This window comes from Halomonas sp. SIMBA_159, from assembly GCF_046536035.1.
In the GTDB taxonomy this organism is placed as follows: Bacteria; Pseudomonadota; Gammaproteobacteria; order Pseudomonadales; family Halomonadaceae; genus Vreelandella; species Vreelandella venusta_A.
This window is the reverse complement of record NZ_JAWJBT010000001.1, coordinates 141488-167078: the sequence shown is the minus strand read 5'-3', so window position 1 is coordinate 167078 and position 25591 is coordinate 141488. Positions and strand designations below refer to the sequence as shown.

Below are 25591 nucleotides of genomic sequence, written 5' to 3'. Positions count from 1 at the left end.
TCTTATTGTCGTCATGATCTCGTTATGAGGTCAGGGGCTGCGTGGCAGGATCGGCGCATAGTGAGCGGTCCAGCACGGCAGTAAAGCACGCGCCCCCCAGCTCGCTCTCTTCGAGCGTTACCGCGCCCCCGTGCTGGCGGCACAGCCTATCCACCAGGGCGAGCCCAATCCCCCGATGCTTGCCGGTTTTGGTGGAAAACCCGTCGGCAAAAATCGACTCCGCGTGCTCGGCAGGCACCCCTGCACCGTTATCTTCTACTTCGATCAGCAGCTGCTCGCCCAGATCGGTGAAAAACAGCCGCACTGTTGGCTGGTCACCGTGGGGGCCGTTGAGCGCGGCGTGGCAGGCGTTATCCAGTAAGTTACCCACCACGCTCATCATCACTTCTTGGCCGGTGGGCGTTAGTGGGCAGGAGAGCGAGCTCTGCTCATCGATCTCCAGAGCAACGCCCAGCTCGCGGGCGCGGGTAAGTTTGCCTAGCAGCGTGCCGCTCAGTACCGCATCCGCCACGTGGCGCATCAAAAAGCTCATTTGCGCCTGGGCGCGCTCGGTTTCCTGATGAATCAGCGCCAGCGCTTCGTCGATGCGCTGGAGCTGCAACAGCCCGGAGATGGTGTAGAGCTTGTTGGAGAACTCGTGGGCCTGGGCGCGCAGCATATCCACATCGCGGCTGGCCTGGGTAAGCGCCTGGGAGAGGTCGATAATTTCCCGGCGGCTACGGAAGGTGGCCACGGCCCCTTCTATTTCGCCTTCATGCAGAATGGGCACGCGGTTGACCACCACTGGGTGGTCCCCCAGCCACATCTCCTGGTCAAACTCCTGCTCGCCGTGCTTCAAGACTTCCAACAGCCGCGAGTTGGGCACCACCTCACGGATCGGCTGCCCTAGCAGCACGTGCTCATCCGGCAGCTCTAAAAAGCGCCGCGCCTGCTGGTTCACCAGGGTGATATGACCATCTCGATTCACGGCGAGAATGCCTTCGTGAATCGACTGCAGGATGGCTTCTTTTTCCATCGCCAAGCGGGCAATTTCGTAAGGCTCTAAGCCTAGGATGATCTTTTTAAGGTGCTGCGATAGCCAGTAAGCCCCGGCAAATCCGAGCATGATCATCAACGCGACGAGCGCCCAGCCGAGGCTGGTGTAGCGGGCCACGTCCATATCGACGCGGTCGAGCATAAAGCCCACCGAAACCACCCCGATAATGTTGCCCTCTTCATCCCATATCGGCGTTTTGCCGCGCATGGCGGTGCCTAGCGTACCGGTGGCTTCGGAGACATACGACTGGCCATAGATCAGCGCCTGGTCATTATCGCCGCCCACCATGGGCTGGCCGATACGCTCTGGCACAGGGTGGGAATAGCGGATTGATTGGGCGTTGCCCACTACCACGTAGCGCGCACCGGTTTCTTGGCGCACGCGCTCGGCCAGGGGCTGAATAATGAAAGAGGGGTCAGGCGTAGCAAAGGCGTTTACAATCTGCGGCATACCGGCCACGGTTTTTGCCACAGCCAATGCCCGCTCACCCATTTGGTGAGTAATAATTTCAGCTTTGCGATGATTAAGATAAGTGCCCTGAGCCAGCAGCATGCCCGCTAGCAGCAACCCCACCAGCACCATAACCTGCAGGCGGAAACTGCGCTTATACCAGCGGCGCTTGGCGCGGGTACGGCGCCAGCGCTGTAATTCGGCCAGCGTTCTAGGGCGTGGGGCGGTCATAAGGGAACTCACAATGCGCGACAGCGTCATTATGGCACGCAGCGCCAAGCGGCGTTAGTCGTTGCGCTTTCGCCTCACTTTGCTTATAAGCAGCCACTTAATAAACCCAAGCTCAAGGAGGAGTTACGTGCGACATTTGCTACGCTCACTGGTATTCACTAGCGGCGCATTTTGGGTGACCGGCGTTGCGGCCTCGCCGTTCTATGCGCCGCCGCCTCCGAAAGCGGATACTCCCGAATTTAGCGGCGATGCGGAGCTTGGTTTTACCCATCTTTCTGGCAATACGGATAGCCAAACCCTGATCGGAAAAACCCGCTTAACCTGGCTAACGGGACATTTGACCCATTCGCTACGCGCTGAAGTGCGTAATGTCAGTAAGGATGGCGAAACCAGCGCCGAACAGTACTTATTGGCCGGGCGTGAGCGCTACGACTTTAGCGGCCCTCACTATCTGTTTGGCTTCGCCCGCTGGGAGAAGGACCGCTTTGCAGGGTACGACCAGCAGCTCTCGGTGATTGGCGGCTATGGGCGGCAGCTGCTGGAAAATAAACAGCATACGCTCTCATTAGAAGCGGGGCCGGGGTATCGCAATGACCGCCTGCGAGACGAAGACAATCAGCAGCTGCCCGTGGCCTACACCGCACTGGACTACCGCTACCGGTTTTCGGAGTACGCCGATATCGCCCAGGAGATGTCGGTGGAGTATACCGATGAGAATACCACCGCCCGCTCGCTGACGGCGCTGACCGCTCGGCTTAACGCCAAGCTGTCGCTGCGCCTATCTTATGAAGTGAAGCACAACTCCCAGCCCCCGGAAGACGCCAGCGAGCGCACCGACACCACCACCAGCGCCTCGCTGCTGTATAGCTGGTAAGCGCGGTGGCCGCTAGCGGTTCTGCCCCCGGTGGGCCCATCCGGTCATGCGTTTTTCTAGCAGTGCAAATAGCTCATACATCACCATGGCCATGGCACTGATCACCAGCAGCCCGGCGAACACGAGGCCCATGCGCATCTGTGAACCAGCGCTCATCATCAGGTAGCCAATGCCTTGGTTAGACGCCACGGTTTCCGACACCACCGTGCCCACAAACGCCAGGGTGATGGCAATTTTGAGCGAGGCAAAAAAGTACGGCAGCGAGCGCGGCAGGCCCACCTTGAGCAGCACATCGATACGCCGCGCACCCAACACACGCAGCACATCCTCCATTTCGGGCTCCAGCGTCGCTAGGCCCGTGGCCACATTCACCACGATGGGGAAAAAGCAGATCAAAAACGCGGTGAGGATGGCGGGCACTGAGCCAATCCCAAACCAGACCACCAGAATGGGCACAAAAGCGACTTTCGGGATGGCGTTAAACCCCACTAATAGCGGGTAGCAGGCGTTATAGAGAAAGCGCGACGAGCCGACGATAAAGCCCAGTACCAGCCCCACCACTACGCCCAAGCCAAAACCGATCAGCGTGGTCCAAAACGTTTGCCAGGAGTGCATGGCAATCGGCCCTGAATACGTCACCAGCGCTTGTAGGGTGTCTAACGCGCTTGGGAAGATAAAGCTGGGTACGTTGAAGAGCCTCACCGAGGCTTCCCACACGACCACCAGGACAGCCACGGCGATCCAGGGCGCTAGCCGTTCAATCAGCTTGCTGTTATGGGTCATATTCATGTCCGTTAGGTACTGCGCACTTCGCCAATCTGGGCGCGTAGTTCCTGCACCAGATCGATAAAAGGCTTCTCGTAGGTGGTTTCCAGCGCCCGAGGCCGGGGCAGCTCAATGGTGCGGCGCTCAATCACGCGACCAGGGCGGCGGCTCATCACGTAGACCGTATCGGCTAAGAACGCGGCTTCACGCAGGTCGTGAGTTACCAGCACCACGGTAAACCGCTGGGCTTCCCATAAATCCCGCAGCACACACCAAAGCTCTTCGCGGGTGAAAGCATCCAGCGCGCCAAAGGGCTCATCCAGCATTAGCAGGCGCGGCCGATGAATCAGCGCGCGACAAATCGAGGCTCGCTGCTGCATACCCCCCGAGAGCTGCCAGGGGTATTTATCTTCGTGCTCGGCCAAGCCCACCGTGGCAAGCAAATCCCGCGCCCAGCCCACAAACTCCTCCCGGCGCTGACGGAACTGCCGCCGGTAGGGCTCGACGATTTCCAGCGGCAGCAGCACGTTATCCAGGGTGGTGCGCCAGGGCAGCAGGTTGGCGTTCTGAAACGCCATGCCTGAGATTTTCAGCGGCCCGGTCACGGGTGCATCATCCACGCGCACGCTGCCCTGGGTGGGCGCGTGCAGCCCGGTGCATAGCTTCATAAAGGTGGATTTACCGCACCCGGAAGGCCCCACGAAGGCGACAAACTCGCCTTCGTGGATATCGAGATTAATATCCTCAATGGCGTTGCCGGTGCCGTCGTAGGCCAGGCTTACGTCATCAAAGCGGACAAACGCTGCCGACATTACTCGGCCTCCGGCAGCAGCATGCGCTCTTCTACCGGCGGTAGGTAGCGGGAATCAAACACTTGGTCGGGCGACGGCAGCGTGGGCAGGTCATAGGCATCCGCCACCAGTTGAATCGCCTGCATTAACCGCTCGTCATCCACGCCGCCCACGCCAAACTCGCGGGCATCGGGGGTATCCACCACGCTCTCCAGCGCCAGCTTCAAACGGCGGGTTTCCATCTCCACATCAATCAAGCCATCGCGGTTTTTCACGTACTCGATGGCGGCTTCCGGGTCGGCCAGCGTTTCACCCAGTGCGCGGTTAAAGGCGCGTAAAAATCCCTGAACCGCTTCTGGATTGGCTTCCGCGAAGGCTTCGCTGGCCAGAATTGCGTTGCCGTAGAGCGGCACGCCATAGTCCGGGAACGGCATAATGGTCAGATCATCTTCACTCATCCCGCGCTCTTCTAGGTTCAGCAGGCTGGTGAAGTAGAACCCGGTGATGGCATCCACGTCGCCACGGGTCAGCAGCGTCTCACGCAGCGTAGGGTCGACGTTCTGCCACTCAACCGCATCGGCTTCCAGGCCGTTGGCAGCGGCGAAGATGCCCCACGCGCGGTAGCCGGTATCAAAGGCAGGCGCGGCAATGGTTTTGCCCGCTAGGTCGGCGGGGCTTTCGATCCCGCTCTCCTTACGGGCAAATACCGCCGCAGGCGTGCCGTCATAGACGATATACACGCCCTGAATACCTGGACCTTCGGGGTTTTCCGCCAGGAATTCGACCAGCGCGTTCAGGTCGCCAAAGCCCATCTCATACGCCCCAGAGGCGACCCGGTTCACCGCCCCCGCCGAGCCGCTGCCGGAATCAATCTGCACCTCCAAGCCCTCTTCAGCGAAGTAGCCTTTCTCAGCCGCCATCAAAAATGGGGCGGCGGGGCCTTCGAACCGCCAGTCGAGCTGGAAACGGATGGGCGTCATGTCTGCCAGAGCGCTCGTCGGCAGTAGCGACAGCGCAACGCCACAGAGGGCGCTGGAGAGAAAGCAGGATTTGGCCAAGCTGGGGAGTTGTGTCATGGGTCAGAGCACCTTGTATACAATCGTTGCCTGACCGTTGCAGCAATACTGCCATTTTTTTATTTTTACTGTTTATTCATAGCGTTATAGAGCTTCCGACAGCTCAGACCGCCTACTGATCGCCCAAAATGGTGCAGCCACACTCAGATACGCACCAACTTCAAACATTTTCGCCCTAACCGTTAGACTTTGGTCTAACTCGGCGGTATACTATGCGCAGTTTCCTGTCCTCGCGCCATTCATTGAATGGCGCTTTTTTTTGTTCTGAAAATGAGCGCCACCACTCGCTTTCCAGCAGTAGCAACCAGAGGCGTTAAGTCTGCTCACGCTACGGTTTGTTAAGCTATTGGTTCTGCTCCCGCACTTTCCTGCACACTCCCATCCCAAAATAGGTGTTCAACATGAACCAACCTGCCCAACGCGCCGAGGGGCCTTCGCGGTTTTCCCTCGGTGACCCTATTGTGCTGGTGCTCAGCATCGGCTTCATCGTGGCATTTCTAGCGCTTTCGTTTTACGACATTGACCTAGTCGCCAATTCCATCAGCGCAGGCTTTGCTTGGACCGCGCTGGTGCTGGGCAGCTATTTCCAGCTGCTGCTTCTGCTAACGTTTTTTATCGCTATTGGCGTGGCGTTAACGCCTGCGGCAAAAGCTAAGATCGGCAATCTCGATGCACCAGAAATGAGCACGTTTAAGTGGCTCTCGATCATTCTATGTACGCTGTTAGCCGGTGGCGGGGTGTTTTTTGCCGCAGGCGAGCCGGTGTACCACTTTGTGGTCACTCCTCCCGCCTTTGATACCGAAGCGGGCACCGCTGAAGCGGTCTCCGGCGCGCTGGCGCAGTCGTTTATGCACTGGGGCTTTATGGCCTGGGCGGTACTAGGCTCACTCACCGCCGTGGTGCTGGCACACGCCCACTACGTGAAAGGCCAACCGCTGCAGCCGCGCACATTGCTCTACCCGATTTTTGGTGAACGCTTGATGCGTGGCCCGCTGGGCGGCTTAGTGGATGCCTGCTGCGTGATTGCCTTAGTGGCAGGCACGGTAGGCCCCATCGGCTTTTTGGCAACTCAGGTGAGCTTTGGCCTGCATGAGCTGTTTGGCCTGCCGGAAGGCTACACCGGGCAGCTGATGATTCTGGCCGTGCTGGGCACTATTTATGTGCTCTCTTCGATGAGCGGGGTGCATAAAGGCATCCAACTGCTGAGCCGCTTCAACGTACTGCTGGCGTTAGCGATCGGCGCCGTGATTATCGTGTTCGGCCCCACGCTGTTTTTGGTGAACACCTACGTTTCCAGCATGGGCGCGTATGTCAGCGAGTTTTTCACCATGGCCACGATGACCGCTGAAACCGCCCCGGCGTGGTGGATGCAGTGGTGGACGGTGTTCTTCTTTGCTTGGTTTATCGGCTATGCACCGCTGATGGCGATTTTCGTGGCGCGCATTTCACGGGGCCGCAGCATTCGTGAAATGATTCTGGCGGTTGCCGTACTCGCTCCGATTGCCACTACCGTATGGTTTACGCTACTGGGCGGCTCCGGCATTTACTATCAGTTGACCGGGGTAATTGACCTGACCGAAGCGCTCAATAACTTCCAGTTTGACGTGGCGACCCTCACGGTGGCTCAAGCGCTGCCCGGCGGCACCTGGATGGCACTGGCGATTCTGCTGCTGACCACGATTTTTGTGGCCACCACCGGCGACTCCATGAGCTACGCGATTGCCGTTGTCGGCGCAGGCCATGATGACCCTAGCCCTTACATGCGCGCTTTTTGGGGCATTGCGATGGCCCTGATGGCGGCCGTGCTGCTGTATATGGGCGCAGGTCAAATTGGCGCGCTGCAGCAGTTTATCGTGATCACCGCGATCCCGGTGTCGCTGATTCTGCTGCCCTCGCTGTGGAACGGCCCGCAGGCGGCTTACGCCATGGCGCGTGAACAAGGCATCATCGACTAACGGTGATGGGCGGCTTCTAACTACAGCCCTTCCAACAGCCGCAGAATCATCTGCGGCTGTTGGTTCACCCGGGTCAGCATCGCGATGCCCACCTGCTGAAGCAGTTGGGCGCGAATAAGGTTGGAGACTTCTTGCGCATAGTCGGCGTCTTGAATACGCGACTGGGCAGCAGAGGTGTTAATGATGTTGGTGTTAAGCCCGTCAATGACGCTCTCGAAGCGGTTCTGCACCGCCCCTAAATAGCTGCGCTGGCGGTCGACCTGCTTCATGGCTTCATCCACGACATCCATCGGCTTGGGCGTGGCCGAGCCATCATCTAATACGCTGAAGTTATCCAACCCCAGCGCCTGACGCCCAATCGCCGAAAAGCTCACGCCAATCACATCCCCGGCGTTGGCCCCTACCTGAATATTGAGCGTTTTATCGCTCTCGATCAGCTGAATGCCGTTAAAGTTGCTCTGCTCAGCGACGCGGTCAATCTCTTCCAACCGTTGGTCGATCTCTAACTGAATAGACGCCCGATCTTCTGAGGAATTGGTGCCGTTGAGCGCCTGAACGCTGAGTTCGCGGATACGCTGCAAACTATCGTTGATCAGGTCCAACGACCCTTCGGCGGTTTGCACCATAGAGATACCGTCGTTGGTATTGCGGATCGCCTGGTTCATACCGCGAATTTGTGCGCCCATGCGATTGGCAATCGCCTGGCCTGCCGGGTCATCCTTGGCGCTATTAATACGCAGCCCAGACGACAGACGCTCCATAGAGGTCTGCATCGCTTGCTGGCTACTGCGTAGATTATTCATCACCAGTAGCGACGTAATATTAGTCGCAAGGCTGAGCACGGGCGTGACCTCGGAAGTGAACGCAAACAGTGCGGGGCTAGCGTAAATATCGGCCTGCTTCCAGTAAACGTGAGCCTTTGCCTATCTTATATTTTCACCCTAGCCGCCAAGCTGTCACCCAGCGGCTAAGGCAGTGTGCTTGCACTAAGAGAGCGGCCGCTAACGGCTAAGACCTCATCCACCGGCCTGCGGACGTAATCATGCTGATAGTAGCCCTCATCAATCACCTCACCATCCCATGCGACGATGTCTAAATCCATGGTGCGTGGACCGGATTTGATCGGCCCGCGAACACGGCCAAGTCGGTGCTCCACCTCTTTTAGGTAGGCCTTAAAAGCGTCACGCTCCAGCGTCGTACGCACCAGCAGCGCGGCATTCAGAAAGTCGGGCTGGTGCTGAAAGCCTACCGGCGCGGTACGCACTGCCTCTGATCTGGCCAGCAGCCCACATTCACTGTTTAAGATCTCAAGCGCTCGGGCAAAGTGATGTTCTGGCTCGATGTTTGTGCCCAGCGAGATCACGCACTCGTGTTGGACCGGTGCTGGCGTTGCATGTGACGACATTGAAGGCATAGCGACATCCCAGAGTAAGAGACAAGCATTCTGATAACGTTTTCAATAACAGCCGTGACGTTCCGTGAGGGGCGCTGATCCGCTAAAGCCGTCAAAATGATGTTTGCTAAGGCCTCAGCTTGTGAAGAGCTCGGCTTGCGAAAAACACAGCCTGTGGAAACAAAAGCGGACCGCCCACGGACAGAGTAGCTCGCTGGCTATTTTGTTCAAGCTCTGTACAAGTTATTGACAAACGCTGCGCTCACGCAGAGAGTCTTGCTTATCGCGAAATAACCAAGCATCACCCCACCTACCGACTGCGAGGGAAACACCATGCCAACACCTGCTGCACTTGTAACGGGCGGCGCTACACGCCTGGGCCGCTACTTTGCTGAAGCACTCGCCGATAAAGGCTTTGATATTGCCCTGCATGTGAATAGCTCCCGAGGGGAAGCCGAGGAAGTGGCCGCGGTCATTCGCGCCAAGGGACGTGAGTGTGAAATTTTGCCCTGCAACTTTTTAGAGGATTCTCTGGAAACGTTAGTAACACGGGCTAAAACGCGCTTTCCTGGTTTGAACGTGCTGTTAAATAGCGCTTCTGCCTATGAGCCGGCCCCCATTGCGGGCACCGATATGTCCATGCTGGAAACCCAGTTTAGGGTCAATATGTTTACGCCGCTGCTGCTGACACGGCACTTTGCAGAAGCGGTGGAGAACGGTCAGGTCATTAATATCATTGATAACAAAGTGGCCTACCACCAGTACCCCTATGCGGCTTATTTGTTATCGAAAAAAAGCCTAGCGGAAATGACGCGTATGGCCGCGCTTGAATTTGCACCGCGCCTGCGGATTAACGGTATTGCGCCGGGTGTTGTGCTGCCTGCTTCACAGCGTACCAGCGACTATATTCAGTGGCGTATTGAGGGCATTCCGGTGGATCATCAGGGCAACCCTGCCCATCTTGTACAAGCTTTGCACTATTTGTTGGATAACGACTTTGTCGCAGGACAAATTCTGTTCGTGGACGGCGGTGAGTCGATCAACCTTGAGGGGCGTCACTCCGAAAACTACCCTGGTGAGCGACACAGCTAACCCAACGTAATGAGGCCGCCCGAAGGCGGCCTCATAGGTTCACTTAAGCGAACGCTTAGGTTTCATCCACATCATCATGATCTGGCTTGTGATGATCCGGTTCATGCTCCAGTGCGGATTCGCTACGCTCCGCAAGCGGCGCTGTCTCGGTACGCTTCCTTTCTGCTTTTGCTTCCAGAACGCGCACATTGGCAGGCGGCGTCTTGCCTCCTTTGGTTTCGCCAAAGTAGAGCGTGGTGTGCGGGAACGGAATCTCGATACCCGCTGCATCGAAGCGCAGCTTAACTAAGCGGTTGTAGGCACGGCCTACGGCCCACTGGTCGCCCGGCGTGGTTTTAATCACGACGCGAATATTCACCGAGCTATCCGCCAGCGCGGTCACACCCGCCACGGTTAAATCGGCCAACAGTTTCTGGCCATGCTCTTCGCTAGCTTTAAGGTCTTCAAAGGCGAGCTGTAGCTGTTCAATGGCTTCATCGATGCTCTCGTTGTAGCCAATGCCGTATTCGCCCACATGATTGCCGTACTCACGCATGTAGTTAGAAACGGTGTCGACGCTGGAAAACGGCACGATGTGGTACGTACCGGAAAGGTCACGAATCCCCACCGAGCGGATACTCAAACGCTCTGCCGTACCGGTCACGCCCCCAACGGTGACCACATCGCCGGTATTCATGGCGTTTTCTACCTGGATAAACACCCCGGTAATGACGTCCTGCACCAGCTTCTGGGCACCAAAACCAATCGCCAGACCCAGGACACCGGCACCGGCAATCAGCGGCCCGATATTGATGCCAATTTCCGACAGCAAGATCATGCCGGTGATAGTCACCATGGCAATGGCCAGCGCATTACGGAACAGGCTCAGCAGCGTTTTAGCGCGGGCAGAAGGCTCACCGTGGCCAGTTTCAGGGTTGAGCTTATGCTCAATCAGGCTCGCCAACCCCAGCCATACGCCCAATGACACAATCAGAATCACCGTTACGCTGATCAGGTTACCGACCAAGTTGGCACCGCGCTCGGAGGCATACCAGGCAGCCAAGTTAAAGGCACCCCAGGCATCTAACACCACCATAATCACCGCGACCACAATCACCGTTCGCAGTACGCGCAGCGCATTGGGCACGTAGCTATTCAGGCGCACTTCCAGCAGCGGCAGTTTACGACGCAGGTCGTCAGAAAGCTGGATACGGCGGCCAATGGTTTGGGTTAAGAAGGCCGAAAGCAGCAGGCCAATGACCACCGCCCCGAGGGTTTTCAAGGTGGCAAACAGTACAAACGGCAGCGCATCACCAGGGCGAGTAAGCGTCAGCACAAACACCATCAAGAAGTAGATCAGTGCAAACAGATGCCATGTCCGGGCAAACAGCTGCAGCGATACGCGACTGGCTGTCAGCGTCGAGCGTGAACTCATCAGTTGAAGGTTATCGCGCAGGCGCAGACGGTTTTTAAGCACCACGACCACGGCATACACAAACGCCAGCAGCATGATCAACGTACCTACCGCTTGGCCCAAGGTGGCAGCGATGTAGAAGTTAACCAGTGGCACAACGACCATCAGGCCGTAACCGACCATCCCAATCAGGCGTGCCAGCCAGCGGTTCCAGTAAGAAGCTTCTTTGGCCGAGATTGGCAGCAGGCGAAGACCTTCATAGCGTGAGGAAAACAGCATCCGCACACCGGCTTTCAACAGCTCAATGATCAGGAACGCGTTTAAAAACAGCGATGCCCGAGTCGATAATTCACCGGTTTCACCTACGGCAAAGGTGGCGACCAGGTTACCGCCCACGTACGCCAGCGCTACCAGCAGCACGTCTAACACGGCGGCCACGGCAACACACAGTACCAAGCGCAGCACCGGCGTTAGGCCGGTACCCTGCTGCGACCAGCCGCTGATCTTGGTAAACAGCGACTTCGCCAAGCGACGGAACACCATAAAGATCGCAAAGGTGGCGACAATCACGATGCCAAGATTAATAGCGGCACTGATAAACGCCGCCATATCAAAGCTGCTACCCGTGCCCTGGCCAGAGAACATATTGCCGACAATCGCCACGGCCTGCTCGATCTGGCCACCCACATCGCCAACGATGCGGCTGGTCAGTTCAGCCAATTGACGGGGGAGGGAGACATCCTCTGGGGCCACGTTACCACCGGCAGCGGCGGCCTCGGGTGAGAGTTCGGCGGCAACGCCAGCGGGCAGCTCTGAGGCTTGATTGCGCAACAGCTCAATCAGCTCCTGACGAGCCTGCTCATTCTCCAACAGATCAGCCAGCGCTGAGTAAGAGGGCTGCTCTACGGTAGCAGACGCTTCACTCTCCGCGCCTAATGTGGTTTGTGCCATGGCTGGCCCGGCCAGCATGGCAAACAGCGTCAGCATCCAGACGCCTAGCCAAGGTAGTAAACGTAGTGACGTCACACCATAACCTCCCTTTGGGTGAGTATTTGCCATCCTGCACGCATTAAAATTCAACGTATTAATGTTAAACACAGGATAGTGCATCCGCTAAAAATGCAAGCTTTGTATAACGATCTGGTAGAAAACCACTAGGGTAACATGCCTCAATGAAAGAGACGTTAACGCGCCTGCTTTTGGTGCGCCAATGAAAACAGCTGCCACTTATTGGCAGTAGGGCGCTAACCATTGCTGCGCCATCACGATGAGCAGCCCATAGCGCGCACCTTTGGCCAACACAATCCACAGTAGTGCACGCCACCAGGAAAGGCGCATGACGCCCGCCAGAACGGTCAGCGGGTCGCCAATCACGGGCACCCAGGAGAGTAGCAGGCTCGCTTCGCCAAAGCGGTGATACCAGCGCTCGGCACGGGCAAGCCCTTGGGGAGATGCAGGAAACCAACGGCGGTGTTGAAACTGCCTGGCGTAGCGGCCAAGAGCCACGTTAATCAAACTGCCCAGCGTGTTGCCAGCGGTGGCAACCAGCCACAGGCCAACGGCGGGTTCGCCCAAACACCAGAGCCGTGCCAACCACACTTCAGAGCCACCGGGCAACAGGGTGGCGCTGGCCAGCGCCACCCAGAACAGGCTAAACACGATACGTTACCTTAACGTGATGCTAGCGGGGCAGTTGCCCACCAAGCTGCTGGGTGATCTCATCGGCGATTTGGCGTACCAGCGCTCCTAAGGCGAGCAGACGCTCTTCGGGAATGCGCGCCATGGGGCCAGAGACGGAAATAGCAGCAAGCGGGGTGGCGTGCTCATCAAAAATGCAGGCGGCCACGCAGTGCAGGCCGATGGCGTGCTCTTCTCGGTCGCAGGCAAACCCTTGCGCGCGAATCGCGGCCATTTCCGCTTCCAACGTCTCCGGCTGATAAAGCGTGTTTTCAGTGACACGGGCAAGTTCGGTGCCATTTGTGAGTAGGGCGCTACGCTCGTCATCGTCCATATAGGCCAACAGCGCCTTACCAACGCCGGAGGCGTGAAGCGGCGCACGCGAGCCCAGCCGCGTAATCATACGCATCATCTGCGGGGATTCGTTTTGAGCCAGGAAGACCGCCGTGGCGCCATCGCGGATACCCAGGTTCGCCGTTTCGCCGGTTTCTGCGGTTAAGCGGCGCAAAAACGGACGGCTTTTGGCCACCACATCGCGAGCTTCTAAAAAACTGTTGCCAATACGGAAGGTTTTGACATCAATCCGCCATAGGCCCTGCTCGCTCTCTTGGGTCACAAAGCCCTGGCTTTGCAGTGCTTGTAGCAGGCGGTGAGTAGTGGAGGGAGCAAGGTCGGCCATCTCGGCAAGCTCCGAGAGCGCAAGCCCAAGGGGGCTGGCGGACAAATACTCAAGGAGCGTTAGGCCACGTACCAACGATTGGCTATGCCCACCGCTGGCTTTGGTGGCTCCCGCCGGACGTCCGACTGACCTGCGCTTGGCTTCACTCACCTGACGTTCTCCTGAAGGCGCTTAATGGCGTAAAAAACCAGCAGGATAACGCGCCGTAGGGGCCGCTGTCGCGTTTACGGAAACAAATTCCACCAATGGCTAGCGGTATGTGCTAGCGATGCTGCCAGTTCGGCGGGCGCTTCTCGATAAAGGCATCAATGCCCTCAGCCACGTCGTCGGCCAGCATATTGCAGGCCATGGTTTCTCCAGCAAAGGCGTAGGCCTCTTCCAGTGGCATCGCCAGTTGGCGGGCAAACATGGCTTTGCCGGTGCGCACGGCGACGGCGCTTTTGGCACAGATGCTTGATGTCAGCGCTGCCACGGCAGCATCAAGCTCGCCCTCTTCCGCTACGCGATTGATCAGCCCCCATTCAGCGGCTTGGGCCGCGCTGATAAATTCACCGGTCAACAGCATCTCCATGGCCCGCTTACGGGGAACGTTGCGCGAGAGCGCCACGGCAGGGGTCGAGCAAAACAGACCCACGTTAATACCGGAAACTGCAAAGCGGGCGCTGCTGGCGGCAACGGCAAGGTCGCAGCTTGCCACGAGCTGGCAGCCCGCAGCAGTGGCAATGCCCTGCACCTTGGCAATCACCGGCACGGGCAAGTGAACGATGCTTTGCATTACCTTGCCGCAGCGCTCAAACAGCGCTTGGTAATAGGCCTTATCCGGGTTCGCGCGCATCTGCTTTAAGTCATGGCCTGCGCAGAAGGCTTTACCGCTGGCCGCCAATACCACGCAGCGCACGTGCTCCTCTTGGGCAATGTCATCCAGCGCAGCTTGCAGCGCTTCCAGCATCGTTTCCGACAGCGCATTGAAACGCTCGGGCTGATTGAGGGTAAGCGTGACGACGCCCGCATGGGAGGTTCGCAGCAGGCAATCGCGAGAGTCAGTAACGGGGGAGGACGACATGGCTGGCTCCTGAGCAGTGGTTGCTACTCAGTCTAGTGCTTGCTTGGCACATTGAGCGCGCGCTAAGACCAAAGTGGCCTCCTGCAAAACAGGAGGCCACTGATGATCACGCTTTCTCGCGGGTGCCTTCGCGATGGTTGTAGCCCAACGGGTGGGGCTCGCCACGGGCTTTGGCCAGCTCAATCTGGCGCTGACGCTCGCGGGCGGCGGCGCGGGTTTTCTCGGGCAGCGAGTCGATACAGTGGGGGCAGCTAATGCCCGGCTCATAGGCCGACGACTGCATATCTTCCTGGGAGATTGGCATCCGGCAGGCGTGGCACTGCTCGTGCTCGCCTTCGGTGAGGTCGTGGCGCACGGTGACCCGGTTATCGAACACGAAGCACTCGCCGCGCCATAAAGACTTCTCTTCTGGCACTTTTTCCAGGTAGTTCAGCACGCCGCCTTTCAGGTGGTAGACCTCTTCAAAGCCCTCTTTCAGCATAAAGCTGGAGGCTTTTTCACAGCGGATACCGCCGGTGCAGAACATAGCGACCTTTTTGTGCTGCTCCGGGTTGTAGTGCTCACGCACATACTCTGGAAACTCGCGGAAGGTGGTGGTTTTCGGGTCCACCGCGCCTTCAAAGCTGCCAATCGCCACTTCATAGTCGTTGCGAGTATCGATCACCAGCACTTCGGGGTCGGAGATGACGTCGTTCCAATCTTCCGGATTCACGTAGGTGCCGACGGTGTCGTTGGGGTCGATGCCCGGCACGCCCAGCGTCACAATCTCTTTTTTCAGTTTGACCTTGGTGCGGTAGAACGGCGGCTCGTCGCAAAACGACTCTTTATGGTCGATATCACTTAAACGCGGGTCGGCGGTGAGCCATGCTAGCAGCGCGTCGATGCCTTCGCGGCTACCAGCCACCGTGCCGTTAATGCCCTCTTTGGCCAGCAGCAGCGTGCCTTTCACGTCGTTATCGACCATGGTTTGGCGCAGCGGCTCGCGCAGCGCTTCAAAGTCGTTCAGGGTGACAAATTTATACAGCGCTGCTACCACAACGGGCGCAGTGGGAGTGGGGGTCGTCATGGAGTGCTCCTGGTAGTCGCCCTCGCAAAGGGCGGACCGGGTCAATAAAGGCGCGCATGATACCAAAAAGCCCACCGTCGGTGCATCTTGGCGTTGTTGATCTTGGTCAACATCGGCGTTATTCATCGATTAATTCGACGAAACCATTGAGAAAGCTTCACCCCACGCCGCGCGCACTCGGTCGTATAGTAGGCAGCAACTTAACTCAGTGATGAGGTGCTGTTGATGAAGATTCGTCGTTCCAACGAGCGGGGCTACGCAGACCACGGCTGGCTGCGCTCTTACCACACGTTTTCGTTCGCCAATTACATGGATCCCAACCACATGGGCTTCCGCGCGCTGCGGGTAATCAACGAAGACCGCGTGGCCCCCGGCCACGGCTTTGGCGCCCATCCCCACCGGGACATGGAGATCATCTCCTACGTGCTGGAAGGCGAGATGGAGCACAAAGACAACATGGGCAATGGCGAAGTGATGCGCCCTGGCGATGTGCAGCGTATGTCCGCGGGTACGGGCGTGCTGCACAGCGAGTGCAACCACTCCAAAGAGAACGGCCTGCACTTTCTGCAAATCTGGGTCGAAACCGCCCAGCGCGGCATTCAGCCCAGCTACGAGCAGAAGCACTTCCCCACCGCCGAGCGGCAGGGACAGTGGCGCTTGGTGCTCTCCCCCGATGGCCGCGATGGCTCGGTCAGCGTCAACCAGGATATGAACCTGTATGCGAGCCTGCTGGGTGCAGGTGATCAGGTGACGGCTCCGCCTTCTCGCTATGCATGGCTGCATGTGGTGCAGGGGGCTGTCGAGGTCAACGGTGAGACGCTCGCCACTGGCGACGCCGCTGCGTTCACCCCCGATGAGCCGTTTGAACTGACGTGCACCGATGCCAGTGAAGTGCTGCTATTTGATCTTGCATAGCGCGCAGGCTTAGCTAATACGCAGCACTCATCAAAACGCAAAACGGCCCCGAGGGGCCGTTTTGGTGTCAGCAGTGCAACGCCGTCAGACTCGCTATTCTGCGCCGACTAGCTGTTCTGCGCCGAGTAGAGCGCGCGAATTTTCAGCGTGTGCTCTACCTGCTTTAACGCTTCCAGCGCCTGAGGGCCGTAGGCTTTATCCACATCAATCACCACGTAGCCAACCTTGTCGTTGGTTTGCAGATACTGGCCAGAGATGTTGATGCCATTTTCCGACAGCACGCGGTTGATCTGGGAAAGCACGCCGGGCACGTTGTTGTGGATGTGCAGCAAGCGGTGCTTGTCCGGGTGGGCAGGCAGCGCCACTTCTGGGAAGTTGACCGAGGTCACCGTGGTGCCGTTATCCGAGTAGGTCACCAGCTTCTCAGATACCTCAATACCGATGTTCTCCTGGGCTTCCAGAGTAGAACCACCGATATGCGGCGTCAGAATCACGTTGTGCAGGCCACGCAGCGGGCTTTGGAACTCTTCTTCGTTGCCTTTTGGCTCGACCGGGAAAACGTCGATGGCCGCGCCATTGAGTTTGCCTGCTTTGATTGCATCGGCCAGCGGCTCAATTTCTACCACGCTGCCACGGGCGGCGTTAATCAAAATAGCGCCATCCTTCATGGCGGCGATCTCTTTAGCGCCAATCATCCAGCGGGTAGAGGCAAGGTCCGGTACGTGCAGGCTGACCACATCTGAGCGGCTCAGCAGCTCTTCCAAACTGCCGACCTGGCTGGCGTTACCCATGCCCAGCTTGGTGATCACATCGTAGTAAATCACGTTGAAGCCGAGTGATTCCGCCAAGACAGAGAGCTGTGCGCCGATGCTGCCGTAGCCCACGATACCTAGCGTTTTACCGCGTGCTTCATGGGAATTCTTCGCCGACTTCAACCAGCCGCCCTGGTGGGCACGGGCATTTTTCTCAGGGATACCGCGCAGCAGCATAATGGCTTCTGCCAGCACCAGCTCCGCCACCGAACGGGTGTTGGAGTAAGGCGCATTGAAGACTGCGATACCACGCTTGAGCGCGGCCTCTAAGTCCACTTGGTTGGTACCGATACAGAAACAGCCAACGCTCACCAACTTTTCGGCCGCTTCGAACACGCGCTCAGTCAGCTGAGTACGGGAGCGAATGCCGATAAAGTGAACATCACGAATCTTTTCGATCAGCGCTTCTTCGTCTAACGACGTGGGCAGCTGCTCGATATTCTCGTAACCTGCGTTGTGAAAATTGTCCACCGCGCTTTGGTGGACGCCCTCGAGTAGCAGGATCTTAATCTTGCTCTTTTCCAGGGACGTTTTGGCCATGGCTGAATCAACCTCTATGGTCGGCGGCATGCGCCGTGTATCGGTTCACGGGAGGCCCGTATGGTAGCACAGCCGCTAGCGCTCTCGGCGTCTTGGTGTGATGAAAAGTGTGCGCTTTCAAGATGAACAGCGCGCAAGTCAAACAATCAACCCATAGCGAGGGCAGACGCCACCCCCTTGCCTCGGTGTATACTGTGCGTTTATTTAACAGCATCCGCAGCCACACTCGTCGCCCTTGCTGATACCAGGGCGCCCGGAAAACGGTAGGCATTGCCCAATGAGCGACACCACACCCCCACAAGATTTTGCCGCAACGGTTGCCCAGCTAGAGACCATTGTGGAACGCCTGGAGTCCGGCGAACTCTCATTGGAAGATGCGCTGACCGCTTTTGAGCAGGGCGTTCGACTGACCCGCGATGCCCAGCAGCGCCTCGACACGGCCGAGCTAAAAGTGCGGGCACTGAGCGAAGATACCGACGGAAAACTTGAGGTGGCTCCCTTTGTAACGGCACCGGATGCCAACGCCCCAGACAAGGATCCCGGCAACGACAGCGAGGAAACGCCGCCATGGTAACGGCCCAAGCATCCAGGCTGACCACGCTGCGCCAAGCCAGCAGCACTCGCGTTGACGCTACACTCGCTGCGCTATTCGATGCACGTCCAGCGGTGGATGAGCGCTTAGAGGCGGCCATGCGCCATGGCCTGCTGGTGGGCGGCAAGCGTCTACGCCCCTTGTTAGTGTACTTAGCGGGCCAAGCACTGGGGGCCAGTGAAGACGACCTGGATGCGCCAGCAGCGGCCATTGAGCTTATTCACGCCTACTCGCTCATTCATGACGACCTGCCCGCGATGGACGACGATGACCTGCGCCGCGGCCAGCCCACCGTGCATAAAGCCTTTGATGAGGCGACGGCTATTTTAGCGGGCGATGCCTTGCAAGCCTTGGCGTTTGAAGTGCTGGCCAGCCGCCCGCACCCACGTTTAGGCCATTTGGTCTCCACCCTGGCCGTGGCCTCTGGGCGGGACGGCATGGTGGCCGGCCAAGCGCTGGATTTAGCCGCCGTGGGCGGCCACCCGGACGCCGAGGCGATGGCGCATATGCACGCCCATAAAACCGGCGCGCTGATTGTCGCCGCCGTGCGCCTGGGCGGGCTGGTCGCGGTGGAAGAGAACGACCCGCGTCTTGCAGCGCTAATTCGCTACGCCCGCGCCATTGGTCTAGCCTTCCAGATTCATGACGACATCCTGGATGTGACGGGAGACACCGCCACGCTGGGCAAAATTTCTGGCGCTGATGCCGCCCGTGCCAAGCCCACCTACCCCAGTTTATTGGGGCTGGCGGGCGCTCAGCGTAAAGCGAACACGCTTATTGACGAGGCCATTGCCGCCCTCGCCCCGTTAGGCGAGCAGGCCGCACCCCTGGCCGATCTTGCCCACTATATGATCGAGCGCGACCACTAACGATGCCTATGAAGCTGTTCGACGAGATACCCCGCGAGCGCCCGGCGACGCCGCTACTAGACTCTTTTGATCACCCCGCCGCGCTGCGGGCGATGAACACCAGCCAGCTGGCCCAGTTGGCCGATGAACTGCGCGCTTACCTGCTTTATAGCGTGGGCGTCACCGGCGGCCACTTTGGCGCAGGTTTGGGCGTAGTTGAGCTCAGCGTTGCGCTGCACCACGCCTTTCACACCCCGAAAGATCGTTTGGTGTGGGACGTTGGTCATCAGGCCTATCCGCATAAAATTCTCACCGGCCGTCGCGATGCCATGCTCGGCATTCGCCAGCACGGCGGTTTGGCCGCGTTCCCGCGTCGGGCCGAATCTGAATATGACACCTTTGGTGTAGGCCACTCCAGCACCTCGATTTCTGCAGCGCTGGGCATGGCCCTGGCTGCCCAGGCGCAAAACGACCCGCGCAAGGTCTGCGCCATCATTGGCGACGGCGCGCTCACGGCGGGGATGGCGTTTGAAGCGCTGGCCCACGCAGGCCACGTCAACGCCAATATGCTGGTAGTGCTGAACGACAACGAGATGTCGATTTCTGAAAACGTCGGCGGGATTGCCACGTATTTAGCCCGGGTGCTCTCCAGCAAGCCCTACCTCAAAATGCGCGAAGAGGGTAAAAAAGTACTCTCCCACCTGCCCGGCGCCCTGGAGCTTGCCAAACGTACCGAAGAGCACATGAAGGGCATGGTCAGCCCCGCCACGCTGTTTGAAGAGATGGGCTTTCACTACGTTGGCCCCATCGACGGCCACGACTTAGAGGCGCTGACTCAAACGCTGCGTAACCTGCGCGACCAGAAAGGCCCGCAGTTCCTGCATATCAAAACGGTCAAAGGGAAAGGCTTCCTGCCCGCCGAGGCGGACCAGATTGGCTACCACGCGATTACTAAGCTGGAAAAAACCACCACGACCGTCAGCGCTCCGCTAGTGAAGCAAGCAGCGGCCCCCAAAAGCGCTGCGAAGAAAAAATACTGCAACGTGTTTGGCGACTGGCTATGCGATATGGCCGCCGCCGACTCACGCCTCATGGGCATTACCCCCGCCATGGGCGAAGGCTCGGATCTGATTCGCTTCTCGCAAACCTATCCTAAGCGCTACTTTGACGTGGCTATTGCTGAACAGCACGCGGTCACGCTGGCCGCTGGCATGGCCTGCGAAGGCATGAAACCGGTGGTGGCGATCTACTCCACCTTCCTGCAGCGCGGCTACGACCAACTGATTCACGACGTGGCGGTACAAGATCTAGACGTGACGTTTGCTATCGACCGGGCAGGCCTTGTGGGCGAAGACGGCCCCACCCACCACGGCAGTATGGATCTTTCGTTTTTACGCTGCGTGCCGGGCATGGTGATTCTAGCGCCTGCCGATGAAGCCGAGTGCCGCGCCATGCTCAGCGCCGCCTACCATCACCCTGGCCCGGCTGCCGTGCGCTACCCGCGTGGCACCGGCCCAGGCGCGGTGATTCCAGAGCATCTGGAGCCGCTGGCGATTGGGCAAGCCCAGGTGCGCCGCGAGAGCACCAGCGACGGTGTCCGCATTGCGCTGCTGGCGTTTGGCAGCGTGAATAGCGCCGCCGCCGAAGTGGCTGAGAAGCTCAACGCCACTCACATCAACATGCGTTCGGTGAAACCTTTAGATCGCGACGCCGTGCTTCACGCAGCGGACGAGCATGAACTACTGGTCACCCTGGAAGAGAACGTGATCGCGGGCGGTGCGGGTAGCGCGGTGAACGAGCTACTGAACGCCGAGGGTGTTCAAGTGGAAGTGCTGAACTTGGGCCTGCCGGACGCCTTTGTGGAACATGGCACCCCCGCCGAGCTATTGCGCGACTGCGGCCTGGACGCTGAAGGCATTGAACGCGCTATTCGCGCCCGGCTGCCATAACCTTCGCGTGTGACCCACGCGCTTTTAACCTATTGAGATGTTTATGTTATTTCTAATTATTGTGTTTGGTTTGATTGGCCTTGCCGTCGGTGGCCCCATTGGCTTACTCATAGGTGGCGGCCTTGGCTGGTGGCTGGGTCGGCGCATCAGCCGTCGCTTGAATGCTGCCCGCGTTCAAATTCAAGAAGGCTTTTTGGAATCAATCTTCTCGGTCATGGGCTGCCTCTGCCAGGCCGACGGCAAAGTCACCGATGGCGAGCTAAACGTCGCCGAAAAGCTCTTTGATCAAATGCGCCTGCAGGGCGAGCACCGCGCCAAGGCACGCGCCGCCTTTGACCGGGGCCGCGCGGCTGACTTCAACCTGGAAGCCGAACTGGCCAAGGTCAACCGCCTGACTCAACGCCAGCCGGTGCTGCGCCAAGTGTTTTTACAGGTTCAGTTGAGCGCGATTGCCGCCGATGGCGTCCTGCACCCCGCCGAGCATGAGATGATTTTGCGCGTTGCCCGCGGGGTTGGCTGTAGCGATGCCGAAGTGCAGCAAATCGAAGCAATGCTCCACGGCGCTGCCGCCAACTCCCAAGGTGCCAGCGAAGAAGCCTTAAAAGATGCTTACCGCGTTCTTGGGGTATCAGAAGACGCCAGCGACGCCGAGCTTAAGAAAGCCTACCGCCGCCTGATGAGCCAAAACCACCCGGATAAGTTAGCGGGTAAAGGCCTGCCGGAGAGCATGCGCGAAGTAGCCCAGGCGCGCACCAGTGAAATTGGTAATGCCTATGAGCGTATTCGCACCGCCCGCGGCCAGTAGCCCGTGACAGGGTTCCAGGGAGTGCTACAGTGAAAGCTTCAACGGTACTGCCTGGAGCCACCGAATGATCACGCTATACAGCTTTCCCAATTCCCGCTCTTTGCGGGCCGCCTGGACACTTGAAGAGCTAGGCTTGGAGTACCAGTGTCACCACGTAGCGCTAGATAAAGGTGAAGGGCAGAGCGCGGAGCACCTCGCCCGCCACCCGGATGGCAAAGTACCGGTGCTGGAAGATGGCGAGTTAACGCTGTTTGAATCCGCGCCTATCTGCCGCTATCTCGCCGAGCAGTATGGCGATGGGCAATTGCTGCCTCAAAGCGTTGCCGAGCGCGCTCAGGTCGACCAGTGGCTTAGCTTTATCGTCACCGAGATCGAGCAGCCGCTGTGGTTACAGGCCAAGCACAAATTCGCCCTGCCACAAGATAAGCGCGTGCCGTCGGTACTGCCCACTGCCGCTTGGGAGTTTCAACGGGCACTGCTCGCGTTAGAGCGCCGCTACCGCGGCCAAGAAACCTTGGTGGAGAATACCTTCACTCTTGCGGATCTTTTCCTGACCCATACGCTGACCTGGGCGGCCAGCATGAAACATCGCCTGCCGGAGCCGCTGGTGGCTTACCGCGCCCGTCACGCTAATCGCCCAGCGCTTGCCCGTGCCGCCGAAAAAGAGCAGGCAGCGGCTAACGGTTAAGCGCTACCCCTTACGCTCAATATCCACATCGCTGGCCTGGGTGAAATCATCCAGCGCCATCATGTGGCCGAGCTTGCCCGCTTTGGTGGAGAGGTACTGTTCGTTGTGGGGGTTTAAGCCAGTGGTAATGGGCAGCCGCTCGACGACGTTCACGCCGTCGCGGGTCAGCGCATCTACCTTGCGGGGGTTGTTGGTCATCAGCTTGAGCGCGGTAATGCCCAAGTGGTTGAGCATCGGCACGCAGAGGTCGTAGCGGCGCATGTCGGCACCGAAGCCGAGCTGCTCGTTGGCCTCTACAGTATCGGCCCCCTGGTCTTGCAGATGATAGGCGCGGATTTTATTGAGCAGGCCAATGCCCCGCCCTTCCTGGCGCAAGTAAAGCAGCACGCCGCGCCCCTCTTCGGCAATTCGCTTCAGCGCTTCTTGGAGCTGGTAGCCGCAGTCGCAGCGCATCGAGAATAGCGCATCGCCGGTTAAGCACTCAGAGTGCACGCGCCCTAACACCGGCTCGCCGCCGCTCACATCTCCCAACGTTAAGGCGATATGGTCTTTACCCGTGGCGTCGTCTTCGAAGCCATGCATGGTGAATGTGGCCCAGGGAGTGGGCAGCCGAGAGGCAGCAATGAAGCGAATGGTCACAGGTTTCCTCGCTGATTAACCAAACCAGTTAACCACACCAGTGTTGGCGAAGTGGGCAAATAGTTTACCAGGAAGCCGCGCAGGCCTCACGGTCTTAGCGGGGTGCGACGATTTTTGCCACGGTTTGCGCCGCCACCCCCGGCTATCTTCACGTACAATTCCTATCTTCAGGTACGATGACTCCCTTACAATGCGGGCAAATTTCTCAAGAGCAAGTGTTTATGACCACCACACCTTTGCAAAACGACCGTTTTCTTCGCGCGCTGGCTCGCCAGCCCGTTGACCGCACTCCGGTGTGGATGATGCGCCAAGCCGGCCGCTACCTGCCGGAGTACCGCGCCAGCCGCGCCGACGCAGGCAGCTTTATGGACCTGTGCCGCAATCATGACCTGGCTTGCGAAGTGACCCTGCAGCCGCTAGAGCGCTACCCGCTCGACGCCGCGATTCTGTTTTCGGATATTTTGACCATCCCCGATGCCATGGGGCTGGGCCTCTACTTCGAAACCGGAGAAGGCCCCAAATTCAGAAAAACCGTCCGCACCCCGGAAGAAGTCGCCGCGCTGACCGTGCCGAACGCCGAGCGCGACCTGGACTACGTGATGCGGGCGGTCTCCACTATTCGCCGCGAGCTGAACGGCCGCATGCCGCTGATCGGCTTCTCCGGCAGCCCCTGGACGCTGGCAACGTATATGGTCGAAGGCGGTTCCAGCAAAGACTTCCGCCACCTGAAAACCATGCTTTACGACACGCCGGACACCATGCACCAGCTGCTGGATACTCTCGCGCAGTCGGTCACCGACTACCTGAATGCGCAGATTCGCGCCGGTGCCCAGGCGGTACAGATTTTTGATACCTGGGGCGGCGCACTCTCTACGCCTGCTTATTTAGAGTTCTCGCTGCGCTATATGGAGCAGATCGTTTCCGGGCTGATCCGCGAACACGACGGACGCCGCGTGCCGGTGATTCTGTTCACCAAAAACGGCGGCCAGTGGCTTGAGCACATTGCTTGCGCCGGTGCCGACGCGCTGGGTATCGATTGGTCGACCGAGCTTTCTGATGCCCGCGCCCGCGTAGGCCATAAAGTCGCCCTGCAGGGTAACTTGGACCCCAACGTGCTGTTTGCTCGCCCTTCGGCCATTCGCGCCGAAGTGGCCCGCGTGTTGGAGAGCTACGGCCACGGCCCGGGCCACGTGTTCAATTTGGGGCACGGCATCAGCCAGTTCACCAATCCCGATCACGTCACCGCCTTTATGGAGGCGCTGCACGACTTAAGCCCGCAGTACCATCAGGGCATTCCGACCCAAACGAACGACCAGTGCCCAGGAGCCAAGCAATGAGCGACCTACGCGACGACCAGTGGTTTACCGAAGTCTTTGATAGCCACGGCAGCGCTTTCTCGCTGAAAATCACCGAAAAACTGCTGGATGTGCAGAGCCCCTACCAGCACCTGGAAGTGTACGCCACCGAAACCTACGGCAACCTGATGGTGCTGGATGGCTGCGTGATGCTGACCGATCGCGACAACTTCCTCTACCACGAGATGATTGCTCACCCGGCGCTGTTCACCCATCAAGACCCCAAGCGGGTGGTGATTATTGGCGGCGGCGACTGCGGTACGCTGAAAGAAGTGCTGCGCCATCCGGGCGTTGAAAAAGTCACTCAGATCGACATTGATGAAGAAGTCACCAAGGCCTCCGAGCGCTTTTTCCCGTCATTAGTAGAAGCCAACGGCGACCCCCGCGCCGAGCTGCTGTTTGCCGACGGCGTGAAATGGGTAGATGACGCTGCCGACGAGAGCATCGACGTGCTGATCATCGACTCCACCGACCCGGTAGGCCCTGCAGAAGGCCTGTTCAAAACCGACTTCTTGAAGCGCTGCCACCGCATTCTGAAAAGCGGCGGCGTGATGGTTCAGCAGAGCGAGTCACCGCTGTATCACAGCGGCTCGATTATCCGCGAGCTGCGTAACGACATGCGCGAAGCAGGCTTTGATAGCGTGGCCACCCTGCCCTTCCCCCAGCCGGTGTACCCTTCCGGCTGGTGGAGCGTGACGCTGGCTGGCAAAAGCACCAACGTCGAAAGCTTCCGCGAAGAGGCTGCCGCCAGCCACGAAATGCCGCTACAGTACTACACAGTAGATGCCCACCGCGGTGCCCTGGCGCTGCCGCCCTTTATGCGTAAAGCGTTCGCATAAGTTTGCGGTGACGTTATGCATCAGGCCGGGCTCTGCCCGGCCTTTTTTATGCGCAAGTGTTGCTGCGC

24 protein-coding genes are annotated in these 25591 nt (G+C 58.7%); 11 read left to right on the top strand and 13 right to left on the bottom strand.

The annotated features are described in order from the left end of the window. Positions 1 to 22: 22 nt before the first annotated feature. Positions 23 to 1717 (bottom strand): ATP-binding protein, encoded by a 1695-nt coding sequence (locus R0J87_RS00810; protein WP_498883687.1) that lies wholly within the window; start codon positions 1715 to 1717, stop codon positions 23 to 25. A gap of 136 nt (positions 1718 to 1853) precedes the next feature. Between R0J87_RS00810 and R0J87_RS00805 the strand changes: the two genes are divergently transcribed. Then, positions 1854 to 2591 carry a DUF481 domain-containing protein gene (locus R0J87_RS00805; protein WP_498883792.1) on the top strand — a complete coding sequence of 246 codons (738 nt, stop codon included), beginning with the start codon at positions 1854 to 1856 and terminating at the stop codon, positions 2589 to 2591. Positions 2592 to 2603: 12 nt separating this feature from the next. On the opposite strand, the gene R0J87_RS00800 is transcribed toward R0J87_RS00805, so the two are convergent. The 3 genes from R0J87_RS00800 to R0J87_RS00790 are packed head-to-tail and all read right to left on the bottom strand — an operon-like array spanning position 2604 to position 5223. Then, entirely contained in the window at positions 2604 to 3374 is a 771-nt protein-coding gene (locus R0J87_RS00800) for an ABC transporter permease (RefSeq protein WP_188639718.1), read from the bottom strand. A gap of 11 nt (positions 3375 to 3385) precedes the next feature. Beyond that, positions 3386 to 4168, bottom strand: a complete 783-nt coding sequence (locus tag R0J87_RS00795; protein WP_404344169.1) for an ABC transporter ATP-binding protein — start codon at positions 4166 to 4168, stop codon at positions 3386 to 3388. Next, complete coding sequence (locus R0J87_RS00790; RefSeq protein WP_498883684.1) at positions 4168 to 5223, bottom strand: ABC transporter substrate-binding protein; 1056 nt, start codon at positions 5221 to 5223, stop codon at positions 4168 to 4170. The genes R0J87_RS00795 and R0J87_RS00790 overlap by 1 nt, the downstream gene beginning before the upstream one ends. Positions 5224 to 5624: 401 nt before the next feature. Here R0J87_RS00790 and R0J87_RS00785 point away from each other — a divergent pair, with 401 nt between their 5' ends. Beyond that, positions 5625 to 7178, top strand: a complete 1554-nt coding sequence (locus R0J87_RS00785) for a BCCT family transporter (RefSeq protein ID WP_404344173.1) — start codon at positions 5625 to 5627, stop codon at positions 7176 to 7178. Positions 7179 to 7198: 20 nt separating this feature from the next. Here the strand turns inward: R0J87_RS00785 and R0J87_RS00780 are convergent, their stop codons facing one another. Together R0J87_RS00780 and folK are read right to left on the bottom strand one after the other, a co-directional pair. Beyond that, positions 7199 to 8020: a flagellin N-terminal helical domain-containing protein gene (locus R0J87_RS00780; protein ID WP_498883681.1), complete on the bottom strand. Its 822-nt coding sequence runs from the start codon at positions 8018 to 8020 to the stop codon at positions 7199 to 7201. A gap of 125 nt (positions 8021 to 8145) precedes the next feature. Next, positions 8146 to 8592 carry a 2-amino-4-hydroxy-6-hydroxymethyldihydropteridine diphosphokinase gene (gene folK, locus R0J87_RS00775; RefSeq protein WP_498883679.1) on the bottom strand — a complete coding sequence of 149 codons (447 nt, stop codon included), beginning with the start codon at positions 8590 to 8592 and terminating at the stop codon, positions 8146 to 8148. A 312-nt stretch (positions 8593 to 8904) separates the two neighbouring features. Between folK and R0J87_RS00770 the strand changes: the two genes are divergently transcribed. Continuing rightward, the gene (locus tag R0J87_RS00770; RefSeq protein ID WP_498883677.1) at positions 8905 to 9663 is read left to right on the top strand and encodes an SDR family oxidoreductase; all 759 of its coding nucleotides are present in this window, start codon (positions 8905 to 8907) and stop codon (positions 9661 to 9663) included. Between the two features lie 55 nt (positions 9664 to 9718). Here R0J87_RS00770 and ybiO read toward each other — a convergent pair whose 3' ends face one another. The 5 genes from ybiO to trhO all read right to left on the bottom strand — a co-directional run bounded on the left by ybiO (position 9719) and on the right by trhO (position 15541). Then, complete coding sequence (gene ybiO, locus R0J87_RS00765) at positions 9719 to 12082, bottom strand: mechanosensitive channel protein (protein ID WP_498883675.1); 2364 nt, start codon at positions 12080 to 12082, stop codon at positions 9719 to 9721. Positions 12083 to 12283: 201 nt separating this feature from the next. Further along, a complete protein-coding gene (locus tag R0J87_RS00760; protein WP_404464413.1) occupies positions 12284 to 12715 on the bottom strand; it encodes a YqaA family protein in 432 nt (143 codons plus the stop codon). Positions 12716 to 12737: 22 nt separating this feature from the next. Continuing rightward, positions 12738 to 13562 carry an IclR family transcriptional regulator domain-containing protein gene (locus R0J87_RS00755; protein ID WP_404464415.1) on the bottom strand — a complete coding sequence of 275 codons (825 nt, stop codon included), beginning with the start codon at positions 13560 to 13562 and terminating at the stop codon, positions 12738 to 12740. Positions 13563 to 13674: 112 nt separating this feature from the next. Beyond that, on the bottom strand, positions 13675 to 14475 hold the full coding sequence (locus tag R0J87_RS00750) for an enoyl-CoA hydratase (protein ID WP_498883672.1): 801 nt from the start codon (positions 14473 to 14475) through the stop codon (positions 13675 to 13677). Positions 14476 to 14581: 106 nt separating this feature from the next. Then, positions 14582 to 15541 carry an oxygen-dependent tRNA uridine(34) hydroxylase TrhO gene (trhO, locus tag R0J87_RS00745; protein WP_498883670.1) on the bottom strand — a complete coding sequence of 320 codons (960 nt, stop codon included), beginning with the start codon at positions 15539 to 15541 and terminating at the stop codon, positions 14582 to 14584. Between the two features lie 225 nt (positions 15542 to 15766). Here trhO and R0J87_RS00740 point away from each other — a divergent pair, with 225 nt between their 5' ends. Continuing rightward, positions 15767 to 16456, top strand: coding sequence for a pirin family protein (locus R0J87_RS00740; RefSeq protein WP_498883668.1), 690 nt, complete (start codon positions 15767 to 15769; stop codon positions 16454 to 16456). Positions 16457 to 16563: 107 nt separating this feature from the next. Here R0J87_RS00740 and serA read toward each other — a convergent pair whose 3' ends face one another. Continuing rightward, positions 16564 to 17808 (bottom strand): phosphoglycerate dehydrogenase, encoded by a 1245-nt coding sequence (serA, locus tag R0J87_RS00735; protein WP_404344193.1) that lies wholly within the window; start codon positions 17806 to 17808, stop codon positions 16564 to 16566. 277 nt (positions 17809 to 18085) lie between these two features. Between serA and R0J87_RS00730 the strand changes: the two genes are divergently transcribed. From R0J87_RS00730 to R0J87_RS00710, 5 genes are all read left to right on the top strand, one after another. After that, positions 18086 to 18382: an exodeoxyribonuclease VII small subunit gene (locus R0J87_RS00730; protein ID WP_498883665.1), complete on the top strand. Its 297-nt coding sequence runs from the start codon at positions 18086 to 18088 to the stop codon at positions 18380 to 18382. Then, positions 18376 to 19269 carry a (2E,6E)-farnesyl diphosphate synthase gene (gene ispA / locus R0J87_RS00725; protein ID WP_498883664.1) on the top strand — a complete coding sequence of 298 codons (894 nt, stop codon included), beginning with the start codon at positions 18376 to 18378 and terminating at the stop codon, positions 19267 to 19269. Before R0J87_RS00730 ends, ispA begins: the two co-directional genes overlap by 7 nt. A gap of 2 nt (positions 19270 to 19271) precedes the next feature. Beyond that, the gene (dxs, locus tag R0J87_RS00720) at positions 19272 to 21197 is read left to right on the top strand and encodes a 1-deoxy-D-xylulose-5-phosphate synthase (protein ID WP_498883663.1); all 1926 of its coding nucleotides are present in this window, start codon (positions 19272 to 19274) and stop codon (positions 21195 to 21197) included. A 43-nt stretch (positions 21198 to 21240) separates the two neighbouring features. Next, positions 21241 to 22002: a co-chaperone DjlA gene (gene djlA, locus R0J87_RS00715; RefSeq protein ID WP_498883662.1), complete on the top strand. Its 762-nt coding sequence runs from the start codon at positions 21241 to 21243 to the stop codon at positions 22000 to 22002. Between the two features lie 64 nt (positions 22003 to 22066). Further along, a complete protein-coding gene (locus tag R0J87_RS00710) occupies positions 22067 to 22690 on the top strand; it encodes a glutathione S-transferase family protein (RefSeq protein ID WP_498883661.1) in 624 nt (207 codons plus the stop codon). Positions 22691 to 22693: 3 nt separating this feature from the next. On the opposite strand, the gene ribA is transcribed toward R0J87_RS00710, so the two are convergent. Continuing rightward, the gene (ribA, locus tag R0J87_RS00705) at positions 22694 to 23329 is read right to left on the bottom strand and encodes a GTP cyclohydrolase II (protein ID WP_159343495.1); all 636 of its coding nucleotides are present in this window, start codon (positions 23327 to 23329) and stop codon (positions 22694 to 22696) included. Between the two features lie 221 nt (positions 23330 to 23550). On the opposite strand from ribA, the gene hemE reads away from it, so the two are divergent. Both hemE and speE read left to right on the top strand, forming a co-directional pair. Continuing rightward, positions 23551 to 24666, top strand: coding sequence for a uroporphyrinogen decarboxylase (gene hemE, locus R0J87_RS00700; protein ID WP_159343496.1), 1116 nt, complete (start codon positions 23551 to 23553; stop codon positions 24664 to 24666). Continuing rightward, positions 24663 to 25523, top strand: coding sequence for a polyamine aminopropyltransferase (speE, locus tag R0J87_RS00695; RefSeq protein WP_498883659.1), 861 nt, complete (start codon positions 24663 to 24665; stop codon positions 25521 to 25523). Before hemE ends, speE begins: the two co-directional genes overlap by 4 nt. Positions 25524 to 25591: the final 68 nt, after the last annotated feature.